At 52.1% G+C, this 22,694-nt stretch carries 18 protein-coding genes, 1 pseudogene and 1 riboswitch; of the genes and pseudogenes, 18 read left to right on the top strand and 1 reads right to left on the bottom strand.

The genetic code is table 11. From position 1 onward, the window contains the following. Nucleotides 1–218 (bottom strand): annotated as a pseudogene (locus tag BLR06_RS05060) (AraC family transcriptional regulator); the annotation flags it as partial. A gap of 535 nt (nt 219–753) precedes the next feature. Here BLR06_RS05060 and BLR06_RS05055 point away from each other — a divergent pair. The 18 genes from BLR06_RS05055 (at nt 754) to BLR06_RS04970 (ending at nt 22,694) form a co-directional block, all read left to right on the top strand. Beyond that, the gene (locus tag BLR06_RS05055) at nt 754–1,755 is read left to right on the top strand and encodes an ABC transporter substrate-binding protein (protein ID WP_092069127.1); all 1,002 of its coding nucleotides are present in this window, start codon (nt 754–756) and stop codon (nt 1,753–1,755) included. Nucleotides 1,756–1,900: 145 nt separating this feature from the next. Then, nucleotides 1,901–2,953, top strand: a complete 1,053-nt coding sequence (locus tag BLR06_RS05050; RefSeq protein WP_092069124.1) for a FecCD family ABC transporter permease — start codon at nt 1,901–1,903, stop codon at nt 2,951–2,953. After that, entirely contained in the window at nt 2,953–3,993 is a 1,041-nt protein-coding gene (locus BLR06_RS05045; RefSeq protein WP_092069121.1) for a FecCD family ABC transporter permease, read from the top strand. The genes BLR06_RS05050 and BLR06_RS05045 overlap by 1 nt, the downstream gene beginning before the upstream one ends. A gap of 19 nt (nt 3,994–4,012) precedes the next feature. After that, the gene (locus BLR06_RS05040; protein WP_092069118.1) at nt 4,013–4,813 is read left to right on the top strand and encodes an ABC transporter ATP-binding protein; all 801 of its coding nucleotides are present in this window, start codon (nt 4,013–4,015) and stop codon (nt 4,811–4,813) included. Between the two features lie 14 nt (nt 4,814–4,827). Beyond that, nucleotides 4,828–5,601 (top strand): nucleotide-binding protein, encoded by a 774-nt coding sequence (locus BLR06_RS05035; protein ID WP_092069909.1) that lies wholly within the window; start codon nt 4,828–4,830, stop codon nt 5,599–5,601. Then, a complete protein-coding gene (locus BLR06_RS05030; protein ID WP_092069115.1) occupies nt 5,589–6,884 on the top strand; it encodes a nitrogenase component 1 in 1,296 nt (431 codons plus the stop codon). The genes BLR06_RS05035 and BLR06_RS05030 overlap by 13 nt, the downstream gene beginning before the upstream one ends. Next, a complete protein-coding gene (locus tag BLR06_RS05025) occupies nt 6,871–8,100 on the top strand; it encodes a nitrogenase component 1 (RefSeq protein WP_092069112.1) in 1,230 nt (409 codons plus the stop codon). Before BLR06_RS05030 ends, BLR06_RS05025 begins: the two co-directional genes overlap by 14 nt. Before the next feature lie 60 nt (nt 8,101–8,160). Beyond that, the gene (locus tag BLR06_RS05020; RefSeq protein ID WP_092069109.1) at nt 8,161–8,895 is read left to right on the top strand and encodes an alpha/beta hydrolase; all 735 of its coding nucleotides are present in this window, start codon (nt 8,161–8,163) and stop codon (nt 8,893–8,895) included. A gap of 272 nt (nt 8,896–9,167) precedes the next feature. Beyond that, complete coding sequence (locus BLR06_RS05015; protein WP_245698023.1) at nt 9,168–9,950, top strand: ABC transporter permease; 783 nt, start codon at nt 9,168–9,170, stop codon at nt 9,948–9,950. Nucleotides 9,951–9,974: 24 nt separating this feature from the next. Beyond that, complete coding sequence (locus BLR06_RS05010; RefSeq protein WP_092069103.1) at nt 9,975–10,961, top strand: ABC transporter substrate-binding protein; 987 nt, start codon at nt 9,975–9,977, stop codon at nt 10,959–10,961. A 156-nt stretch (nt 10,962–11,117) separates the two neighbouring features. After that, nucleotides 11,118–12,746, top strand: a complete 1,629-nt coding sequence (locus BLR06_RS05005) for an alkaline phosphatase (RefSeq protein ID WP_092069099.1) — start codon at nt 11,118–11,120, stop codon at nt 12,744–12,746. 386 nt (nt 12,747–13,132) lie between these two features. Continuing rightward, a riboswitch (cobalamin riboswitch) is annotated at nt 13,133–13,314 on the top strand. Nucleotides 13,315–13,544: 230 nt separating this feature from the next. After that, nucleotides 13,545–14,393, top strand: coding sequence for a Rossmann-like domain-containing protein (locus tag BLR06_RS05000; RefSeq protein WP_217636835.1), 849 nt, complete (start codon nt 13,545–13,547; stop codon nt 14,391–14,393). A gap of 44 nt (nt 14,394–14,437) precedes the next feature. After that, entirely contained in the window at nt 14,438–15,571 is a 1,134-nt protein-coding gene (locus BLR06_RS04995; protein WP_092069096.1) for a PLP-dependent cysteine synthase family protein, read from the top strand. A 186-nt stretch (nt 15,572–15,757) separates the two neighbouring features. After that, nucleotides 15,758–17,500, top strand: a complete 1,743-nt coding sequence (locus tag BLR06_RS04990) for an ABC transporter ATP-binding protein (protein WP_173812607.1) — start codon at nt 15,758–15,760, stop codon at nt 17,498–17,500. A gap of 1 nt (nt 17,501) precedes the next feature. Continuing rightward, complete coding sequence (locus BLR06_RS04985) at nt 17,502–19,253, top strand: ABC transporter ATP-binding protein (RefSeq protein WP_173812604.1); 1,752 nt, start codon at nt 17,502–17,504, stop codon at nt 19,251–19,253. 15 nt (nt 19,254–19,268) lie between these two features. After that, the gene (locus tag BLR06_RS04980) at nt 19,269–20,798 is read left to right on the top strand and encodes an ABC transporter substrate-binding protein (RefSeq protein ID WP_092069087.1); all 1,530 of its coding nucleotides are present in this window, start codon (nt 19,269–19,271) and stop codon (nt 20,796–20,798) included. A 101-nt stretch (nt 20,799–20,899) separates the two neighbouring features. After that, nucleotides 20,900–21,877, top strand: coding sequence for an ABC transporter permease (locus BLR06_RS04975; protein WP_092069904.1), 978 nt, complete (start codon nt 20,900–20,902; stop codon nt 21,875–21,877). Then, on the top strand, nt 21,858–22,694 hold the full coding sequence (locus BLR06_RS04970; RefSeq protein WP_217636834.1) for an ABC transporter permease: 837 nt from the start codon (nt 21,858–21,860) through the stop codon (nt 22,692–22,694). The genes BLR06_RS04975 and BLR06_RS04970 overlap by 20 nt, the downstream gene beginning before the upstream one ends.

The following is a 22,694-nucleotide window of genomic DNA, read 5'->3' as shown; positions in this document are numbered from 1 at the left end:
GGCCCGCCGTGGAATACTTTGCCAGGCTCCATGTCATAGGGCACGCCGTCAAAAAACATTCTTGACCGGCCGCGCAGCGGAAAAATCATACCTGGAAATGGCGAAGTACTTGTGCCGTAACGTTTTTTTCCAGGTTCGATAACCGCTCGTCTTATATCAACTACGCTAAAGTGTATTTTGGCAAAATAGCCGGATAGATCGTTGATATCCACCTTCATTTTTGTACCCTCCTAGGCGACAACCAGTCTGTAAGACCGCTCTTGTATATTAAAGGCTTCCATGCCAAGGCGTTCTGAAACTTCCTTTTTGAAGCAGCGGGAGATAAGAGCGCTAAATCTCTGGATAAGGCCAACTAACCTTCTGCTGGGGTAAAAACTCCGTTCGAAGGTTAGTTGGTTTATACAAATAAAATAATAATCCTTATCATTATTATTTTATCAATATTTCATTTATTTTCAATTTCATTTACCGCTATATTCGATAAAATTGCAAAAAAATCAAGGATTTGGGAAAATCTCTATTTGCCTGTGCTTGGCAGTTTGTTATACTGATAAAAACAAATTAGTGATAATAATAGTCATTAACTGAAAGGGAAGATCCAAAAACTTCTAGCAACAGCGGCAGTGGCCGCGGTTCACTTCGCGGCGCAGGAGAGTAATCTTCTATGGTTGCGCCATAGATATATTTTTATGCTATAAGCAATCCGGTAATATGTCAAGCCCATAAAAAATAACGGAGGAATTGCAAATTACAATGAAAAAGCTTATAGGGCTGCTTGTCTCTCTTTCTCTCTTGACGGGCGTACTGGCCGGATGCGCGGGGACACCCGCGGGCAGTGGCGCAGCAACCACGACGGAAGCTAACGTTGAAACCGGTGCGGCAGCGGCGCCCTGGCCGCGAACCATTAAAGATGCTTTAGGCCAACAGCTAACCCTGGAGAAAAATCCCGAACGGGTGGCAATTCTTGATTTTGGTTTTATGGAAAGTATGTTGGCCTTGGGCATTCCACCCATTGCGTCTACTTATGCCGAACGGTCGTTAAACGGGTTTGGAACCCTGCAGCCTTACGCTGTCAGTGTTCAAATTGAGGAACTGGGGGAAGTCAAGGCGCTAAATCTGGAAAAACTCGTGGAGTTGAAGCCCGACCTTATCTTATATACCGCCGAGCCGGAGAATCTGGATATGAAGTTATACGAGAGAGCTTCTCAGATCGCCCCGGTGGTGACGTTCAACAGCCCCGATTGGAAGGAACAGTTAAAGGATTTTGCCGAGTGCCTCGGTGAAGAAAAAAAAGCGGCGGCCTACATTGCGGATATTGAAGCGCTGATTGCTGAATCCAGGAGCAAACTTGCCGGGTATAGCGATAAAACTGTGGCGTTGGTATTTGAGAGCAGCGGCAATAAAGGCAGCTTTGTCATAACAGGCTCTGCCGAAAATCCGGTGTGGTTTGACAAAGAAAACGGCCTGGGGCTTAGGCCTCCGGACGGTTATCCCGGGAAAGGGGAAGTGGTTTCTTTGGAAGGTATAGCGGCGATGAACCCGGATTATATCTTCCTGTTCGGCGCATTAGGGTCAGAGGCGGACGGTTACAAGCAACGCTATCTGTCGGGAGAAACGCAGGTTTCCTCCGTATGGCAGTCGTTAACCGCCGTAAAAAACGGGCATGTCTATCAGCTTGACGCGGCGGTGCGGGCAGCCGGCCCCCTAAGTATCAAGCTGGGGATTGAAACCATCGTCAAGAGCATGACCAAGTAAGGTTCTCCCTTATACAAGTAAAATACAACAAAATACAAGCAAAAAGCAGGGCGCATCTTCCAGCAAAAGCCTGCGCCCTGCTTTTTGCTGTCCCGGCAATCATCGGCCAACGGTTCAACGCGTAACATGGAGGAGAACATCATCAATGGATCAATCAAATGCTCCGGCAAAGCCGGTCCAAATTAAGCAAATAAAAAAGCAAAGCCGCCCCTGGGCGGCATGGCTGGTCATCGCCGGCGGCACCGGGCTGCTGACGGTAGTCATGGCCTTTTCCATTACCAGGGGAGCGGCTTCAATCCCGCTGTCCTCGGTATGGAACGCCTTGTTTCACTTTAACGCGGCAGATACGCAGCACCTGATCGTGGTGGATCTGCGCCTGCCCCGGGTGCTGGCCAGCGCCCTGGTGGGCGCGTCCTTGGCAGTGGCCGGAGCCGTTATGCAGGGGGTGACCCGCAATCCTATGGCCGATTCCGGTTTGATGGGCCTAAACGCCGGGGCGGGGTTTGCCCTCGCCCTCTGCTTCGCGTTTTTCCCCGGACTGGCCTACCTGCAGGTCATCCTGTTTTCTTTTATAGGAGCGGCTATTGGCGCGGGGCTTACGTATGGCATCGCGTCCCTGCGGCGCGGCGGGGCGACCCCTATGCGGCTGGTGCTCGCGGGTGCAGCGGTCAGCGCGCTGCTGGCTGCGCTCAGCCAGGGCGTCGCCCTGTACTTCGATGTGGCGCAAAACATCATGTTCTGGACGGCGGGCGGCGTGGCCGGCTCCAACTGGGAGCAAATCAGGATTATGACCCCGCTGATTGCCGGCGCGCTCCTGGGCTCAATCGTCCTTTCCCGTTCTATTTCGATCATGAGCCTGGGCGAAGATGTGGCGACTGGATTGGGACTGAATACGATGCTTGTCAAGCTTCTCTGCGCCGCCGTCGTGCTGATGCTGGCCGGCGTTTCCGTGGCGGTGGTCGGCGCGGTGGGGTTTGTGGGGCTGATCGTACCGCATCTGGCCCGGTTCCTTGTCGGCATGGATTACAGCCTCATTATCCCGTCCTCGGCAGTGACAGGAAGTCTGTTGGTGGTATTGGCCGATTTGGGTGCAAGGACGCTCAACCCGCCCTTTGAAACGCCCATCGGCGCGCTCATCGCCCTGATCGGCGTTCCCTTCTTTCTGTACCTGGCCCGCAAGGAAAGGAGGGCGCTGTAATGAACGCGCAGCAGGAGAAAACCCAAGCTTATAAACGAAAAATTGCCATCAGGCATACCGGTATTGTACTCGCTTTTTCGATATTGCTTATATTGTCGTTCATCGTCAGCATGAACACCGGCCACGCAAAGCTCTCGCCCCTGGATACGCTGCGCACGCTGTTCGGCGGCGGCAGCGACATGGAGAACCTGATCCTGTTCGGCTTCCGGCTGCCCCGCATTGTGATTGCCATTTTAGTGGGCGCGGGGCTTGCGTTGTCCGGCTGCATTATCCAGGGCGTGTCCCGCAACGCTCTGGCGGATCCCGGTCTTTTAGGCATCAATGCCGGCGCGGGGCTGACGGTCATTTTATTCTTGCTGTTTTTCCGTTCCCAGTCCATCCTGTCGGTTTTTACCCTGCCATTCCTGGCACTTATAGGCGCGGGGATTACGGCAATTCTGATTTATACTCTGGCTTACAAGCGGCAGACCGGCATTGCGCCGATTCGCTTAATTTTAACCGGTGTGGCAGTGCAGGCCGGCATTTCCGCCTTGACCACGGTGCTGGTGGTCAAGCTGGACGATACGCAGTTTGATTTTGTGGCAGCCTGGCAGGCAGGCAGCATTTGGGGCTCCAACTGGAAGTTTGTCCTGGCGCTGTTGCCCTGGCTGTTGCTGCTGATTCCCTATGTGCTGTCTAAGGCCCGCGTGCTGGACGTACTGAGTCTGGGGGATGATATCGCCTGCGGCTTAGGTGCTGCGGTGGAACAGGAGCGGCGGCGCCTGCTTGCCGCCGCTGTGGCCCTGGCGGCCTCCTGTGTGGCGGTCAGCGGCAGCATCAGCTTCGTGGGGCTGATTGCGCCCCATCTGGCGCGGCGGCTGGTGGGGCCGGCCCACAGGGTTTTGTTTCCCGCCTGCGCCCTGGCCGGAGCGGTACTGGTGTCGGCTGCGGATACGATTGCGCGGGTGATCGTCCAGCCATTCGAAATTCCCACCGGCATTATGGCTGCGATCGTGGGTGCACCGTACTTTTTGTACCTGCTCACCAGGAGCAAACAGTAAATAAAGGCAGGGGTAGAATATGAACAGCATTGCAACTGAAGATCTGACTGTCGCCTATGATGACAATCTCGTCGTTGATGAGCTGGAGCTCCAGATTCCGCGGGGAAAGATTACCGCCATCATTGGGCCTAACGGCTGCGGGAAATCCACGGTGCTCAAAGCAGTGGGGCGTATTTTGAAACCGAAAAACGGCATGGTGTACTTAAATGGAGCGGATATCCGCAGCCTTTCCACCCGAGAAATAGCGCAGAAGATGGCGATTCTGCCCCAGTCGCCGCAGGCGCCGGCGGGGTTGACCGTGGGCGAGCTGGTGGCCTATGGCCGTTTCCCGCACCAGCGGGGATTCGGCCAGCTCAAACCGGAGGACAGGAAAATCATCGCCTGGGCGCTGGAGGTCACGAAGCTTATAGAACTTGAAACCACGGCGGTGGATAATCTCTCGGGCGGACAAAAACAGCGGGTATGGATTGCCATGGCGCTGGCGCAGCAAACCGATCTCATTCTGTTGGATGAACCGACGACCTATCTGGACCTATCCTATCAACTGGAGGTGCTGGAACTTTTATACCGGCTCAACCGGAAGCAGAACTGCACGATTGTCATGGTGCTGCACGACCTGAACCTGGCGGCGCGTTTCGCGGATTATATGGTTGCCATCCAAAGCGGGAATATCATCCGCCACGGCACGCCGGATGAGGTCGTGACGGCCGAGGTGCTCCGTAAAACTTTTCATATCGACGCTAACGTCGTCGCCGAACCCCGAACCGGACGTCCCGCCTGCATTTCCTACGATCTGATCAAAGGGCAGGAAAACAAATGAAAGCAGGTGCTGGAATGAAAAAAATAGCCATTTACGGCAAGGGCGGTATTGGAAAATCCACCACAGTGTCCAACGTAGCGGCGGCGATCGCCTCTATGGGTCTGACTGTTATGCAAATCGGCTGTGATCCCAAAGCGGATTCCACCCGCAACCTGACGGGGGGCGTACCCATTTCCACGGTGCTTGACACCCTGCGGGAAAAAGGCGACGCAGAGCTTTCCGATCTTGTGGTGAAGGGAGCCTGCGGCGTTTTATGCGTGGAAGCGGGCGGCCCGGTTCCCGGGACGGGCTGTGCGGGGCGGGGCATCATCACTGCCTTCGAAAAGCTGGCGGAACTTAACGCCTATGAAATATTCAAGCCTGATGTGGTGCTTTACGACGTGTTGGGGGACGTGGTCTGTGGCGGCTTTGCCATGCCCATCCGGGGCGGCTATGCGGACGAGGTGTGCATTGTAACCTCCGGCGAAATGATGTCGCTCTATGCCGCCGCCAATATTGCCCAGGCGGTTAAAAGCTTCGGGAAACGCGGCTACGCGACCTTGCGGGGGTTCATCCTCAACGCCAAGAATTTTGCTAACGAGCAGGAATTGGTAGACAAAGCCGCCGGGGAAATGGGTGCGCCTGTGCTTGACCGCCTGCCCCGTGACCCTCTTATCCAGCAGGCCGAGGCATTGGGGAAAACCGTGGTGGAGGCCTTTCCCGACAGTCCAATGGCTGGGCATTACCGGCAATTGGCGCGGCTTTGGACGGAGGACCTGAACGGAGGTGAATATTTATGCCCGATTTAAGCCATTTAAAGCGCCTCTCCGCCGTTAAATCAAATGTGGGGGTAAAATTCCTGACGCCCTCCGCCTTTCCGGGCAGCCATTGCCCCCTGCATCCGGCATTGGCGCTGGCCGGGAATATCAAAGGATTATCGTCGTTGGTGGTCGGAACGCCGGAATGCGCCACTTACAGCCGGATTGTCTTGCGCAATGCTCAGGACAGGCAGGGGGAACAACACTGGACGTATGTGCTTGACGCCAGCGAGGTTGTGTTTGGCTGCCGCAAGGGGCTGATGGACGCGCTGCAAAAGATGGACCGGTCCGGGGCAAAAGCCGTTCTGCTGCTTGCCACCTGTGTGCCTGATCTGATTGGCGAGGATATTGAGGGCCTTGTCCGGGAGGCGCAGCCTAAGCTTTCGATGCGCTTAATCTCAGTAATGATGGGGCATTTCAAGTGCAACAGCTTCCCCTCCGGCTCATGGAAAACGCTGCAGGCAATCGGCGTTCTGATGGAGCCAAGGACGGTGCAGCCGTATGTCATCAATGTGATGGGCCGTTCACCGGATGAAAAACATATCCCCCTGCCGTCTATTCTGCGCGTATTGCAGCAACAGGGCTTTTCCCTGCGCTGCCTTGCGCCGGGGGCTTCGCTGGAGGATTTTTTAGCGGCTCCTGATGCGGCATTGAATTTGGTGCTTACGCCGTTCGCGGACCCATTGGCCACAGCCATGGAGCAGTCCTTCGGCATTCCTGCATTTCGCCTGCACACTGTCTATGATGCGGCAGAGATTGCAGCACTCTATGCGGCGATTGCTAAGAAGCTGGGGCTTCAATGGGGAAATGAATTCAACCGTGAACAGCTGGAAGCCCTGTCCCTGCAGGAACAGGCGAGAAAACGGCTGAATGGCTGCCGTTTTATCTGCACTGATATCGGCCCGGTCAGGACAATGCCGCTGGCCGCCTTTCTGACGGCTATGGGCATGGAGCCGGTGCTGCTGCACCTGGAGGAATTCTGGCCGGACGATAAATATTGGGCCGACGCATTAAATGCGCTGGGGTATGACCCTTTGGTCTGCCATATGGTCAACAGCGATGCGGACGCGCCGCTGTTGGAAAGCCTTGCTCCTGATTTATGCCTGGGGGATTTGAACAGCGTAAAAGGCCGGATTCCCTGCGTGCCATACCTGTCCGACCTATACGGCCTGTCCGGCTATGATAGGACGAACAGCCTGCTCAAGAAGATACTGCACAAGCTGGAGCAGCCTTCCCGGTCCAAGGAAGGAGGTGCGCGGCATGGGATTGCATAAATTCAAGCCGATTCCTTCCGGTCGAATGGGAATGTTGTGGACGCTGGCTTCCATCCGCAATGCCGCTTTATTGGAATTTGGCTGCATGGGACATATGCATTACGGCCGTGTGTTTTTGAACCGGGCAGGCGTTGTGGACGCCTGCAAACTCTATTCCACCCATATTGACGAAACAGATATCGCCCTTGGCGGTACCGAGCGATTGAGCCGCGCTGTTGCGGATATCGCCTGTAGAGACAAACCGCGTGTCCTGTTTCTCCTGCCTTCTGCTGTGCCGGAGATCATTGGCACGGATATTCCCGCCCTTTGCAAGGAGCTGCAGCCGGATTACCCGGATATGCGCCTGCTTCCCTTTCGTAATGTCGGTTTTGATATCAACCAGCACCGCGGGATACAGGAAACGCTGCTGCATCTTGTCAAAACGCTGCCCCAAAATGTTCCCAAGACGCCGTTGCCAACTTTTAATCTGATCGGTTCCTGCGCGGATTTGTTCCGCTTTCAGGCGGATGCAGGCGAGATCGTCCGTATCCTGGAGGGAACCTTCCGGCTAAAGCCGTTGTGCGTCCTGACTTCGGACACGTCAGTAGAGCAAATCGAGCAGCTAGGCGGGGCGCATGTCAACCTGGTGTTCCGGCGGGAGGGAGTGCCGGCCGCGGAGCAACTGCAACAGCGGTTCGGCACGCCGTATTTGTTAGCCCGGCCTTACGGCATACAGGGAACGTGCGAATGGATTGAGCAGCTGGCCCAAATCACTGGTATAATGCCTGACCGCAGCTATGTGAACGGGCAGCGGGACGAGGCCCAGCGGCTGATTTCGCCGGCGCGGCCCTTATTCAGGCCTGGTAGGAATCAATCGGAGAACAGACGCTTATCCGTCGGCGGACATGCCGACGTGGTAAGAGGCATCCTTTCCTTTGCCTGCGGCGAGCTTTCCCTGCCCCAGGGCCGGTGCTGGTGCGACAGCCCCGCTATGGCGGCTGAGGACATCCCTTATTTTACCGAGGAACAGTGGACGCAAGCGGTTCAAGGTCAAGAAAAGGGGCTGCTCATGGCCAGCGGCGAGGTTTTGGCCTGGGCAGGGCGCAACGAGGAGCTGCAAATTGCGAATCCGGATATAAAGTTGCGTTTGAATCCCTATGAACCGCCTTTTGTGGGTTTTCGCGGTGCGATCCATCTGGCATCCCTGTGGGTCAATGAGGCGCTGCGGCAGCAGTAGCAGAGCGCTGTTATCCGAAATCTACGATTAAGTTTATGAAAGAATAGGAGGGCTTTTTGTTTGAATGTTGTAATCCACAAAAACAAATTTAAAGACCGGGATTATTTTGTCTGCCTGCCTGCGTCATACCTCCACGGCGATAAGCGTTACCCTGTCGTCTATGCCCAGGACGGCGACCGGCTTCTCCCGGTGTTGGAAGATATGTTTGACAGTGCGACCGGCACAATAGCGGAAAACGGCCGCGAACATATTATAGTAGGCGTTATTCCCCGGAATCGCCTGAATGAATATACGCCCTGGCCTGCGCCGGCGTTGACGGACGGTGTACCTGCGTTCGGCGGGTGGGGGGAGCAATATCTGGATTTTCTGGCCAATGATCTCAAGCCTTATATCGATAGCGCTTACCGAACCTTGCCCGATCCTGTAAATACCTGTATCCTGGGGGTATCGCTCGGCGGGCTGATCTCATTATATGCGATATACAAACAGGTCTGCTTCGGATGTGCGGTCAGCATATCCGGCTCCCTGTGGTATCCGAGTCTTATTGACTTCATGCAGAACCATGCGCCGTGCAGCACCGTCAGCCGCGTTCTTTTACTTTCCGGACGCCTGGAAGGAGCCTGTGAACCTCCCCCTTTGCGTCATTCCATTCAATGCGTGCAACGGGCCCGGCTTATATTGGAGCAGCAATTCGTTGATCGTGACATACCGCTGATCTGGGACGACGGCGACCACATGGACAACCTCCACTTGCGCTTAAAAAAGGCGCTGCAATGGATCGGCGAAGTTTATTGAAGCCGTTGCCGCTGTTTTCCAAGAGATGAGCCCTATGAAGATGATAAAATGCGCAAATTAAAGAAAAGAATAGATTTGCGGTATTTAATTTATCTAAAAACTGATAAATAGGGAAAAATATTCCTAGACAGGAAAAAATATGCAAAGTATAATTAAGAGATAATAAAATAATTAATATTCTAAGCTGGTTAGAAAAGACTAAAGGCTAAAAGCGGTTAAGCGCTTTTAGCCTTTTTTATGGTATTGCAAGGCAAAGGAGGTGAATATTTATAGTGCTTACTTGGATTAAGTATGTTTTTTGCGCAGTCTATCGGATATTGTCGGTATTGTTATTCCTGTTAATTTGGGAGATTGCTCCTAGAGTAGGGCTGGTTGACACCATATTTCTTCCTCCTTTCTCCAAAGTAGCCGTTGCCTTCTGGGAATTGCTGGTTACCGGTGAAATTTTCACGCATGTGGTCATCAGCATCCGGCGGTCTTTATTGGGATTTGGCCTTGGATTATGCGTGGCAATTCCTCTGGGTTTAATTATCGGCTGGTTTAAAGAATTTGAGCGGTTTATCGATCCTCTCATGCAGACATTCAGACAAACTTCCACACTTGCTTTATTTCCCGTCTTTATGCTGCTTTTTGGCATTGGAGAAGTTTCGAAGGTTGCAATAATTTTTTGGGGAGTTCAGTGGGCAGTGCTGTTAAACACGATTTCCGGCGTCAAAAACGTAGATCCGTTATTGATCAAGGCCGCCAGATCCATGGGGATTTCATCCGCTGCCTTATTTCTAAAGATTATTCTGCCGGCGTCCGTGCCGTCAATTTTAACTGGCGTGCGGTTAAGTGCAACCACTTCCATTCTTATTCTGATTGCGGCAGAGATGCTTGGCGCCAACTCGGGTCTGGGTTATTTGCTGTTTTTTGCGGAAGCGAATTTTCTCATTCCTCAAATGTACGCGGCAATAATTACCATGTCGATATTAGGACTAATTGTCAACTATTCGCTGGTAGCATTTGAAAGAAGACTTACCGGCTGGAAAGAAGAGGTGCCGGCCGGACAATGACAAAAATATGGGAGATGAATGGCAATGAGAAAAAAACTGTTTTTATTTCTGTTCCTGCTGCTGGCACCGTTATTAATCGTCGGTTGCGGCAAAGCGGATGAAAATAAGCAAACATCTGCCGGAGAAAAAAAACTGTTTAAGGTTAGAGTCGCGACACAGAGTATTTTCAATGAAGTCCCCATCGCGGATGATTTGGGCTTTTTCAAAGAGGAAGGCATAGAGATTGAGTATACGGGTATTCTTAAACCGGGGCAATCGGAATTCTTGAGCGTTGCGCAAGGGGTTAACGACGCCTTCGGCAATCATCCTTCCGGTCTGGCGCAGGCCATTTTAGGAGGGGCTAAGCTCAAAGCCATCGCGCCGGGAATGGTGGACCACAAAGATATTCCCCATGTCAATTATCTGGTCAGAGAAGACAGTCCGATTAAGTCGCTGGACGATATTGTCGGCAAGAAGGTCGGCATTACCGGCCCGAATGTCTGCAATGAGGGTTATCTAAAACTTTATTTGAAAAAGCATAATCTGCCGGACAATGTGGAGTGGGTCACTCTGCCTCAGGGAGGGCAGCAGGAACAGGCATTGAAGCAGGGCTTGATTGATGTTGCCACCTCTCACCCTCCTTATATCGGCATCGCACTTAAGCAGGGAGGGGTACGGTCGATTGGCACGAGCTACGATATCCTGCAATCCTCCGCGGCCGGTTTGTCCGTACGCGGCTTCAGTGAAAAATTCATCAAGGACAATCCGGAAGTGGTCAAAGGCTATGCCCGCGCGCTTTACCGGGCCCGGGTATGGATCAATTCTCACCAAAAAGAAGCCAGTGAATTATTTGCAAAGAGGGTAAATTTAAAGCCGGAAGACGTATCCGGACGAATGTATCATCCAGCCCCTGCTATTAATGCGTCGGACATTGAACTTTGGTTTGCCATGTCCGAAGAGCTTGGCCTGTGGAAGAAGGGCGCAATCAAACCTACCGACATTTATACCAACGAATTTGCACCCAAACAATAGTCCGGTTAAGGTCGATGGAAACGCCAACTTCGGCTCACATCACCAATCTAGTCTGGCTGCTTTTTTAACATAAATTTAACCGTAACTTTACCAGCGTGTTAACATTCGCATGCTACAATGTTTATAGAATACATTACATTTGAAAGGGGTCTGAATATGAAAGTCAGACAGTTTTTCTGCGCGCTGGCAGCAGCAGCCATTGTTTCGTCGCCGAGCATTGCATATTTGTCCGGGATTGAGGATGTCGTTGTACATAAACCGGTCAAAAATGTGATTCTCCTAATTCCAGACGGTATGAGTACAGACGGTGTTACGCTGGCCCGATGGTATCGGGGCGGCAAGGCGCTGCATTTGGATGCTATGGCCAGCGGTTTAGTCAGGACGTATTCCGCCGATGCCGCGATCGCCGATTCCGCTCCTGCCGGCACGGCTATGGCAACGGGTCATAAGTCTCACACCGGTTATGTCGGCGTATTGCCTGACGCCAATACGATGCCGGGATTGCCGGCGCTTGCGCCTGAGGATCGGAAACGGCCGGTGGCCTCGATTCTAGAGGCGGCGAAATTGGCCGGTAAGGCTACCGGATTGATTGCCACCAGTGAAATCATGCACGCGACGCCAGCCGATTTTTCGGCTCATGATCCCAGCCGGAAGAATTATGATGCGCTTTCGGAACAGCAAGTATACCAGAATATAGATGTAGTGCTGGGCGCGGGTTCAAAGTTTTTTGAAGCGGCTAACCGCGGTGATCGTGAAGATTTGCTCGCGGTCATTAAAAGCAGGTATCAATACGTTACCCGCCCGGCAGACATGAGACAGGTTTCCAGCGGCAAGCTCTGGGGTATGTTCAGCGAAACCGCGCTGGCCTATGACATGGATCGCGATCCTGCTGCCGAGCCTTCGCTGGCGGAGATGACGCAAAAGGCCATCGACTTGCTGTCGCAGCATCCGGACGGTTTTTTCCTGATGGTTGAAGGAAGTAAAATTGACTGGGCCGCTCATGCCAACGATGCTGTAGGCATTATATCCGACGTCCTGGCGTTTGATGACGCGGTGGGAGCGGCGCTGCGTTTCGCTGCAGCTGACGGCAATACACTGGTTATTGCCGCTACCGACCACGGCAACAGCGGCATTACCATTGGCAACGCCGCTACCACCAACAATTACGATAAGCTGCCGCTGGCCAGTTTTATCGCTCCGCTGCAAAAAGCCAAGCTTACCGGCGAGGGACTCGAAAAAGTTTTAAACGCTGACCGCTCCAACGTGGTTGAGGTAATGGCAGAGTACTTTGGTATTACCGATCTCAGCGCCGCTGAAATTGCGGCGATTAAACAGGCCAAACCCGGTTCGATGAATTATGCCGTCGGTCCGATGATCGGCAAGCGCGCGAATATCGGCTTCACGACCGGCGGGCATACCGGCGGTGATGTGACGCTGTATGTTCATGCTCCCGCCAACCTGACTCAACTTACCGGCACTGTCGAAAACAGCGACATTGCCAAATATATGGCCAAGGCAATACAGGTCAGTCTGGCTGAGACGACCCAAAGGCTGTTTGTCCGGGCGCGGCAAGCATTGGAAGCCAAGGGGGCTAAGGTTGCTTTTGATGCAACCGATGCAAAAAATCCGGTCATTGTCGCCGTTAAAGGCGGCAAAGAAGTCCGCTTGCCGGTCAACAAGAATATCGCCTATGTCAACGGTTCGCCGGTCACGCTTGACGGTGTGACGGTGGTAAGCGGCGGCGTTGCCTATGTGCCGCAAAGCGCAATTGAACTCTTTGACTAACGAGTGGCGTGTAACAAGGGCTAGTGAAGGCTGGCTGATTGTAAAATAATCGAGAAACTGCCAATGGCTGCGTACTGCGCAGCCATTGGCAGTTTTGAAAGGCGTGGGCAAGTATTTTGAAAATCAGCCGGCTTTGGCCTGGTTTTTTGCGCCACTTGCCCATTTTGCATAGCCCGGCGCCGGCTCCTGACTTTTCTGGCTGGCAAAAGCGTTATCCACATAGTGGCCGAAATGTGCAGTATCGGGACACCTGTTGGCGTTATGGTGCTTACACAAAGTCCGGTGTTTCCGGTTTTTTTGACGACAATCCTGCTTTTAAATAAATTCTTGACAGGAATTTTTCATCATGTTACCATTTAAGTAAAAGTTTGTAAGAACAGTGAAAACAAAATATTTTGGAGACAGGTGCCCTTAAGGGCTTAATAGGGAAGACCGGTGCAAAACCGGCGCGGTCCCGCCACTGTAATGGGGAGCAAATCCGAGATAATACCACTGGGCTGAATGCCTGGGAAGGTTCGGATTAGCGAAGATCCGGAGCCAGGAGAACTGCCTGATCTAACAGTCGCCATTTTACCCACGAGCGATGGGGAGGGGATTATATCACATGATCTTTCTGTCCGGCTGCCTGCCGGATTTGTTTATTTAACGAAAGCTTTCATGATAAACAAGCCCTCCTTTATGCTGTCGAAAGGAGGGCTTGTTTTGTAGCATAAGCAATTTCAATGATCAGGCATTTTTGCGGTTTCCTGAAGAAAAATAGACAGGCAAGCTAAGTTTGCCTGCATAGGGGAGTTTATTGTGACACTCATCAATTATAGTGAACCAACACAACCGGATGCAAATAACAATTTACAGGTAACAACACTATACAAGGGGATTCTGGCCGGCAGGTTAGGTGCTCACCCGGACACACTGTGGGCCACGGGAGCATCCTATATTTATCAGACCACACAATTCCCTGCCTCTGAAACCAAATATCACAATTACTATCTCCTGGTCAGGGTGGGCTCCTATTTTGGCGCATGCGCCCATATTCCTCAGCAATTGGACATGCAGGCTGCAGCAGAGCTTTCCGGACTTCCGCTGCATACGGTGCTGAAAGATGAGCGGCTACCTGTGCAAATTGCGGCGATGGATGCGTATCTGGGCGCCATATATCCCCATAAGGATTACTGCACCAGGATGATTGAACTGCCTGCGGGAACGCCGGTTCAAAGGGCTGAAGCGCGGGATGCTCTCATCGCGGAAATGGCCGGCATAAAAGAAAACCAGCAGGTCGCTTTGATTGGAGTGGTCAATCCCCTGGTTCAAGCAATTAAACTCCGCGGCGGGATCTGCCTGCCCTGCGATTTACAGTTAGAGAAAACGCAGTGGGGTGAAGTCGTTGAAAAGGATATGGAGAAAGTTCTCGACCGGGCGGACAGCGTTATTTGTACCGCAATGACGCTGAGCAATGGGACTTTTGACCGAATACTGGCCGTAGTAAGGGCGAGGAAAATCCCCTTGACGGTCTATGCGCAGACAGGCAGCGCCGTGGTAGCCCGGTTTGTAAATCGCGGCGTGACAAATCTGATTGCTGAGCCTTTCCCGTTTACGCAGTTTAACGCGGCCGCATCCCGGGTCTATTGTTACAAAGCGACTGATTAAATATGTTTCAGCAAACACGACTTTGCGAAGAAAGAAGGGGCGAGATGATCAGTAATATATTAGGCGCAATCGGCAATACGCCTATGATTACCATACCGAACAGCAATCAGCCGGATGAAGGGCAGATTTTTTTCAAGTATGAGCGCAACAACCCTGGCGGCAGCATCAAAGACAGACCGGCAATTTATATCATTGAGGAGGCTGAGAAAAGGGGCTTGTTAAAGCCTGGCGGTACGATTATTGAATCGTCAAGCGGCAACTTTGGCATTTCCCTGGCCATGATCGGCGCAGCCAAAGGCTATCATGTGATCATTCTGGTTGATCCCAAAACAACAAGCGCCAATTTGACGCTGTTAAAAAGTTTCGGCGCCGAGGTGATCGTTGTAACCGAACAGGATGATTGCGGGAGTTATCATAAAACCCGCATCTCATTGGCCAACAAAATGGCGGAAGAGATTGATAACGCCTTTCGTCCCGACCAATGCTTTTGTCTGCTGAACGGTGAAGCCCACTATCACAGCACCGCTTGCGAAATTTTGCGGGATTGTTCGGATAAAATTTCGGCGTTTATAGCGCCGGTCAGTACGGGCGGACAATTGGGCGGGATTTCAATGTATTTGAAAGCCCATAAACCTGATGTGCAGGTAATCGGTGTCGATGCCGAGGGCTCGGTGATTTTTGGCGGCGATGCCCATTCCTATCGGATCCCTGGTATCGGACTGGGGTGGACACCGAATAATCTGGTTATGGACTACATTGATTGTGCTTATAAAGTAACAGATGAGCAGGCCTTTCAAACAGCCCGGGCATTTGCCAAAAACGAGGGCATCCTGATGGGGCCGTCAAGCGGCGCTTGCGCATTAGTCGCTCTGAAAGTGGCGCAAACGCTTCCAGCTCAGGACAAAATTGTCTGCATGGTTTCCGATGGCGGCGAGCGGTATATTTCGACCCTGTTCAATGATGAATGGATGATGGAACAAGGCTTTTCCACAGACACGGGCGTAGCGGATATTCGTAAGATCGCCCGGGGCCTGCAGCCGTGGAGTACATGCCCGGCTGACTATTCTAATTACGTCCCGGATTTAAATCAAAGCCTGGCGGTCCCGGAAACAACAAAACGCGTAAACTCTGAAATACTCAGGCAGAGAAAACGTGCGTTGGAGGTTTCCGGCTTATAGAGCTTCACAAGGCTGGAGCGGATTTTACCCATTTCAGTTGAACCAGAATAATATTGCGGAGGTTTTTGGTGAACAAGGTTCTCTCAGTTTTAGCAGCAAAGTGCAAACCGGCGTTCCCGAGCGAGCTGTTTGCTGTAAACGGCTTGGGCAATGGAAATGACCGCTATTGCAGCAAAGGAAGATTTTATGAATAGTCCGTATTTTCGTCTCGCAGGCTTTGCTCTCTCTATTAAAAAGGAGTTGTCCTTAAAAATCCTCCTTCTTCTTATGATTGTTGCCTTCAGTATTTTACAGGCCTTTATGCTGGCCTATGGCACTGCGGGAGTATTCTCCGGCGCGGCCCCAAGCACGATATTTTTTTATTATGCCATAGCGACGGTTTGCATTCTTATCAGGGCAGTTTTAACCGGTAAGCAGGAAGTATACACCAAGAAAATTGCCGGCAGGGCAAAGGCTGTATTGCGCAGTCAACTGGTCAATAAATTGATCGATCTGGGGCCTAAATACCAGTCGCTCAAGCGCTCCGGCCGGCTGCAGTCGCTTGTGACCGACGGGGTAGAGTATGCGGAACCCTATCTGGTCAATTATTTGCCACAGGCGGTTGTGGTCGTGATTTCGTCGTTGTGTATCGGCGGCTATATCTTTTCCTTCGACTGGAAGGTCGGCGTCATTTTGATGATTGCTGTGGTGATCGCGGTCGTCACGCCCCTGCTGCTGATGCCGTTTATAAAAAAAGCGGCCCTGGAATATTGGCAGGGGTATGCCGTACTCAATGCCCAATACATCGATGCCATGCAAGGCATGAATACCTTAAAAGCGCTGAATGCCGTCGACAGGAAAGGCCATGAGTTATACCTGAGCGCCGAATGCTTCCGGAAAAGGCAGCTGCACTGGACCTTTTTTTCGCTGATCTCTTCGGCGACGATTTTTCTGATGCTGGCCGTCGGCAAATATCTGACCGTTGGTGTCGCCACCTTCGATATGGCCGCCGGCATTCTTAACCGGCCGGAGCTTCTGGTTATTTTGTTTTTAGTCATTGAATGCATGCGCCCGATCAGCGATTTGGATCAGGCGTGGCATGCCAGTTATATGGGATTATCCGTAGCGCATGAAATATTTGAGATACTGGATGAACCGGTAACGATTGTCGATGCCCCCCAGGCCCAAACCGGCGGGATGGACGAGGGGTTTCCCCGCATCGCCTTTAAAAATGTTTCATTTCGGTACCCTGCCAGAACGGAATATGCCCTAAAGAACGTATCCTTTACCATTGAGCCGGGGCAATCGGTAGCCATCGTGGGCAAGTCCGGCGGCGGCAAATCCACCATTACCAATCTGCTGCTGCGCTTCTATGATGTGGAGGAAGGCAGCATCACGATCAACGGAACCGATCTGCGTGATTATTCGCTCGAATACCTGCGGAGCAAGATCGCGATTGTCTTTCAGGACACCTATTTGTTTTACGGCACTGTCGCGGAAAATATCGGGATGGCGGCTGAACATGCCCGGGAAGAAGAGATCATAGACGCCGCCAAAATGGCCAATGCCCATCCTTTTATTATCAGGATGAAAAATGGTTATCAGACGCTTGTCGGTGAAAGGGGGGCTACTTTGTCGGGCGGCGAAAAGCAAAGAATCGCCATTGCCAGAGCCATATTGAAAAATGCGCCGGTGTTAATCCTGGACGAGGCAACATCCAGTGTGGATGCCGCCAATGAACACATGATCCAGTCAACAATCGGCAAACTTGCCCAACGGTATACAAGCTTGATCGTGGCCCACCGCTTATCGACAATCCGCAATGTTGAGCGTATTTTTGTCTTCGATCAGGGCGTATTAAAAGAATATGGCTCCCATGACGAGCTGATTGCAAAAAATGGCGCCTATAAGCAATTGCTTGAAGCGCAAGCCATTATGGAGGAAGAATGATATGCCGGCAAAAAAGATGAACCGGATGGAGCTATTGGCCGAATTGGCCGGTACATTAAAAGGCTATCGGCTGAAAACCGCAGGCAATATCGGTTCCGGGATTGCGTCTGAAGCGTTTACGCTGCTCTCTGCCGGAATCAGCGCTTATATGGTGGCGCTGGCGCTGCAGGGAACCTTGGACGAGAGCAGCAACAAGCTATTCATCCTGTTAGCGTTCAGTATTTTGGGTTTTGCCGTATTCCGGTATCTGGAAAGCCTGCTGTCCCATGACGTGGCCTTTCATATCCTTGTTGACTACCGGGTAAAGCTGTATTCGGCATTTGAAAAAATTTGTCCTGACATTTTGTTGAACAGCAAATCGGGACAGCTTTCGGTAACTTTGATGAATGATGTGGAAATACTGGAGTGGTTTTTCGGTCATACCGTCGGCTCGATCGTCGCTACTTTGGCCATTGTTCTGGGCATCCTGGGTTTCCTGGCCTGGCTGCATCCGCTGCTGTCGCTGGTGATGATCATCAGTATGGCCGTGATTTTTACGATCCCCTTTTTATTGAAAGGTACCGCGGATAAGCAAGGACTGCTCAACCGTTATAAACTTGGCGACGCCAATTCCGTGACCCTGGAAGGATTAAACGGGGTTAAGGAAATATTGGCCCTTAACTACAAGGAGCGTTATAAGCAAAAAAACGATGCGTTTATGGAGCAGTTGACCGATTCCCAGGTGGATTACACCAAAAGGCAGGGCAAAGAAGGCGGACTGCTGCTGACTGCGGCCGGAGTTGCAGCGATTGCGATCAATATCACGGCGATCCTGCTGGTGCTCCATGGCAAGCTGTCGCTGGAATGGTTTGCCGTTGTGGGTACGACCATCTGGCTGGCCTTTAATCCGGTGTTGGCCTTGTGTGACAAGGCGCGGTCCTTTGGGATTATTTTTGCGTCGGCGACAAGAGTTTCCGATATTCTACACGCCCAGCCCCTGGTCAAGGATACCGGCCGGGATATCCCTGTGGCGGCGATAAAACCGTATATTGATTTCGATCATGTTTCCTTCCGGTATAAAAATGCCGGCCAAAATGCCGTTTCCGATGTTTCGTTTCAGATCAGGGCAGGAGAACTGATAGCCTTTGTCGGGGAATCCGGCGCCGGCAAAACAACCTGCACCAATCTTTTGATGCGCCTGTGGGATGTGAGTGAGGGCAGCATCCGGATCGGCGGTCATGATCTGCGGGCGCTGTCGCTGCATACAGTCCACTCTGTAATCAGCGCTGTTTTGCAGGACGTTTATATGTTCAATGTTTCAATTATGGAAAACATCAGGCTTGGCAATCCCGCTGCTGCCGACGGCCAGGTCATTGAGGCGGCCAAGCAGGCCCAGGCCCATACTTTTATTTGTGACTTTGAGGATGGCTACAATACGATCGCCGGCGAGCGCGGCGCCCAGCTCTCGGGCGGACAACGCCAGCGAATCGCGATTGCCCGGGCAATATTGACAAACGCCCCTATTTTAATTTTCGATGAAGCCGTATCCAATCTGGATACGAAAAGCGAAATGGAAATTCAGCATACCCTCCGCGCCTTGGCCCAAAAACGGACGATTGTTATGGTGGCGCATCGCTTGTCGACGATCGCGATAGCGGACAAGCTGATTGTTTTTGAAAACGGACAGGTGGTCCAAACAGGCACGCATGAAGAACTGATCAGCAAAGACGGTTGTTATAGAAAGCTCGTAGCTTCGCAACTGCAAAAGAACTGAAAGAGGAGTGTATCCATGCAAAAACTATTCGTACTCATGTCCATTTGGCTGATTGTTCTGATCTCCGGCTGCGGTTCCAATGAGGCCGGCACAGCCGCTAACCCGCAGCAACTGATCGTCGGCGACCGGTCCGTGGCGCTAAGCCTGGATCCCACAGGATCTACGGATTCCAACTATCTGGTCAAAATCGGTGCGGGCGAAATGTTGTTCAAGGTTGATGCAAACGGTGTTGTTCAGCCCTGGCTGGCGACAGGTGTCGAACAGATTGATGCGACCCATTGGAAAATCAAACTGAGGGACGGCGTGAAATTCTGGAGCGGGAAAGATGTGGATGCCGATGCCGTGGTTGCTTCACTGGAGCGTTCAAGAAAGCTGGATACCAAGGCGCAGTCCTATTTAAACGGAATGAATATCAGCAAGGTGGACGCTGATACCGTCGGCATAGCCACCGCTATAGCCAATATGACGGTTCCCCTGAATCTGTCTAATTTTCAGCTGATTATACACAATGCCGAGAAAAGCTATAAATCCGCCGAAGCTACAGACTTTACCGGTATGTATCGCATCCAGGAGTATATTCCCAATCAGAAGATGGTTTTGACAATCAATGAAAACTACTGGGGGACAAAACCGGTCATCCCCCGGGTTGTGTATGAGCAGATCACTGACGACCAGGCGAGAACGTTAGCCGCACTAAGCGGCCGGTATCACATTATGCTGAATATTCCTACGGCCAGTATCAAGCAATTTGAAGATAATAAAACCGTATCGCTTGTTTCTCAGCCGACAGACAGCGCCCAAACCATTTATCTGAATCTCCGGCAGCCTCAACTGCAAGACAGGCGTGTAAGGCAAGCCTTAAGCTGGGGCCTGGACCGCGATAAGCTGATTTTGTTTGGGGCCGAGGGCCACAGTTCCCCCATCACGACCTGGATTGGGGCGAGTCCGCAGTATTCCGACGCCAGGAATTTGTATTACGATAAATACGATTTGGCAAAGGCCGGAGCCTTGCTGGACGAGGCCGGGTGGCTGTCGGCAAGCGACGGTTTCCGTTATAAGGAGGGGCAGCCGTTGACGGTTCGCTTGATGACATGGGGCACGGAAAAGCTCCTGGGAGAGGCGATTCAGGCACAGTGGACAGCGCTTGGGATCAAGGCGGAGGTTGCTCATGGGTCTTATAACCAGATCATGACTGCCCGGGATACCGGAGATTGGGACGCATCGATTGAAGCGTGGTCGACTTTCGGCAACGCTGCAGCCTTGTTAAATGCGCAATACGCTCCGGGCGCCAGCGGGAATTATGGCGGCTTTAACGATGAAAAAACAATTGCTTTGCTGGAGCAACTGAGCAAGACGTCCAACAAGGAAGAGCATCACGCTCTCGTCCTGCAGCTGTCCAAGCATGTGGCCGAGCAATCTCCGGCGATATACCTCTTCCCCCGACCGGGAGTTACTGCGATCAGCCGCTCGCTCCAGGGCTTTGCTCCCCACTTTAGGCAGATCGAAAATGTTGTCACCGCTGACTTGAGAATTACGGAATCATAACAATCAGTGCTGACATCTCCATGTTCGCGTTGTTCCTGTTGTTAGCTGTCTGTAACGCGCAGGCTTGGCAAATGATCCTGCAGCAACAGGGGGGAGGCAATTTGTATAAAAATAAGCTGATCAGCTGGACAGGCTCGGTTTTGATTACGCTGTTTCTGTCTACGATTCTTATCTTTGTTTTAATCCGCCTGGCTCCGGGTGATCCGGTAACGCTGTTTCTGGGACAGCCTAGCGACATGCCCCTGGTAAATACGCCCGCCTATGAAGCCCGCGTAATAGAATTGCGCCAGGAACTGGGGCTGAATCAGAATATTTTTGTTCAATACGTCAATTGGATGAAGCGTTTGCTGCGACTCGACCTGGGGACATCGATCTATACGGGACGGCCCGTCGCGGTGGAAATAGGCGAGCGGCTGCCTGCAACATTGATGCTTTCGGTGACGGCCCTGCTGCTTCAAATTGTTTTGGGCATTGTGTTCGGCATTATTTCGGCAGTTAGGGCCGGCAAGCTTGCAGACAGTGTTATTCGCTTTGTCTGCGTGTTTTTTGCCTCCCTGCCCGGCTTTGTCATCGGTCTGGCCTTGCTTTCGGTTTTTGCCGTAAACTTTCATTTTTATGAAATCAGCAGCAGTTCGGAATTGCACAGGCTGTGGCTGCCTGCCGTCACCTTGGGGCTGATTGGCGCGCCTCAGCTGACCCGCATGGTTCGCGCCAGTATGCTTTCAGAATTTGGTCAAACCTATATCACCGCGACGCTTTCCCGGGGACTTTCGCGGCGGCATGTTGTTTTGTACGCCTTGAGAAATGCGCTGATACCAATTACGACGATGATCTCCCTTACTTTTGCCACCCTAATGGGCGGGTCGGTTGTCATTGAGAGTATTTTTGCCTGGCCCGGAATCGGCGATTATGCGATGACCAGTGTCATGCGTAAGGATTATCCTGTTATTCAGGGCTATGCCGTGATTACGGTTTCGATCGTGGCGGTGATCAATTTAATTGTCGATTTGATTTATACGCTGCTTGATCCTCAAATCGGCAGCAAAGGAGGCGCAGAAATTGGAAAAACACCGGTTTAAGCGGTGGCAGGTTTGTCTTACTCTGGGAATGATTATTCTTTGCGGCATGATCATTTCGATCGCAGGCGCCTCCTTTTTCAGTCTATACAGCCCCGTTGAACAGAATGCCGCCATTCGCCTTGAAGCGCCAAGCTATGAACATCTGTTAGGAACCGATCATTTTGGGCGCGATATGCTGTCGAGAACCCTGCATGGGGGAAAAACGACTTTGGTTTCCACTACCGCGGCCTTGACCGCGGCCTTGACGATCGGCCTGTTTATCGGCCTGTTGACGGGCATGTTTCATGATACACTGATCGATATTGTCTTTATCCGTATCATTGATGTGCTCATGGCCTTCCCGTTTATCGTTCTTGCCATGGTTGTCACCGCGCTATTCGGTATAAGCCTTACCAATCTATTGCTGGTGGTTGTAGCGGTATGGTGGGTTCCCTTTGCGCGGCTGACCAGGAGCATTGTGCTTCAGGCAAAAAATGATACTACCGTTGAAGCCGCCCGGGTTCTTGGCGCAAAAAAACATACCATTGCAGTGCGGGAGTTGCTGCCCAAAGCGATTGCCCCGGTGCTGATTCAAGCCACCTTTGAAATGGGCAACCTGGTTTTGTCAATCTCCGCGCTTTCCTTTTTAGGTTTGGGCGCGCAACCGCCAGCACCCGAATGGGGCAGTATGCTGGCCGATGGACGGGCCCAGTTTCTGGAGGCTCCTCACATCCTGATGGGGCCGGCAATTTTTATCATTTTTACGGTATTGGCATTAAACCTGATTGGGGAAGGCCTCCGGGACTGGCTGGATCCTTTTGAAATTCTCAGGATATAG

This window comes from Dendrosporobacter quercicolus (genome assembly GCF_900104455.1).
GTDB classification, from domain to species: Bacteria; Bacillota; Negativicutes; order DSM-1736; family Dendrosporobacteraceae; genus Dendrosporobacter; species Dendrosporobacter quercicolus.
This window is presented reverse-complemented; position numbering and strand designations above follow the sequence as displayed.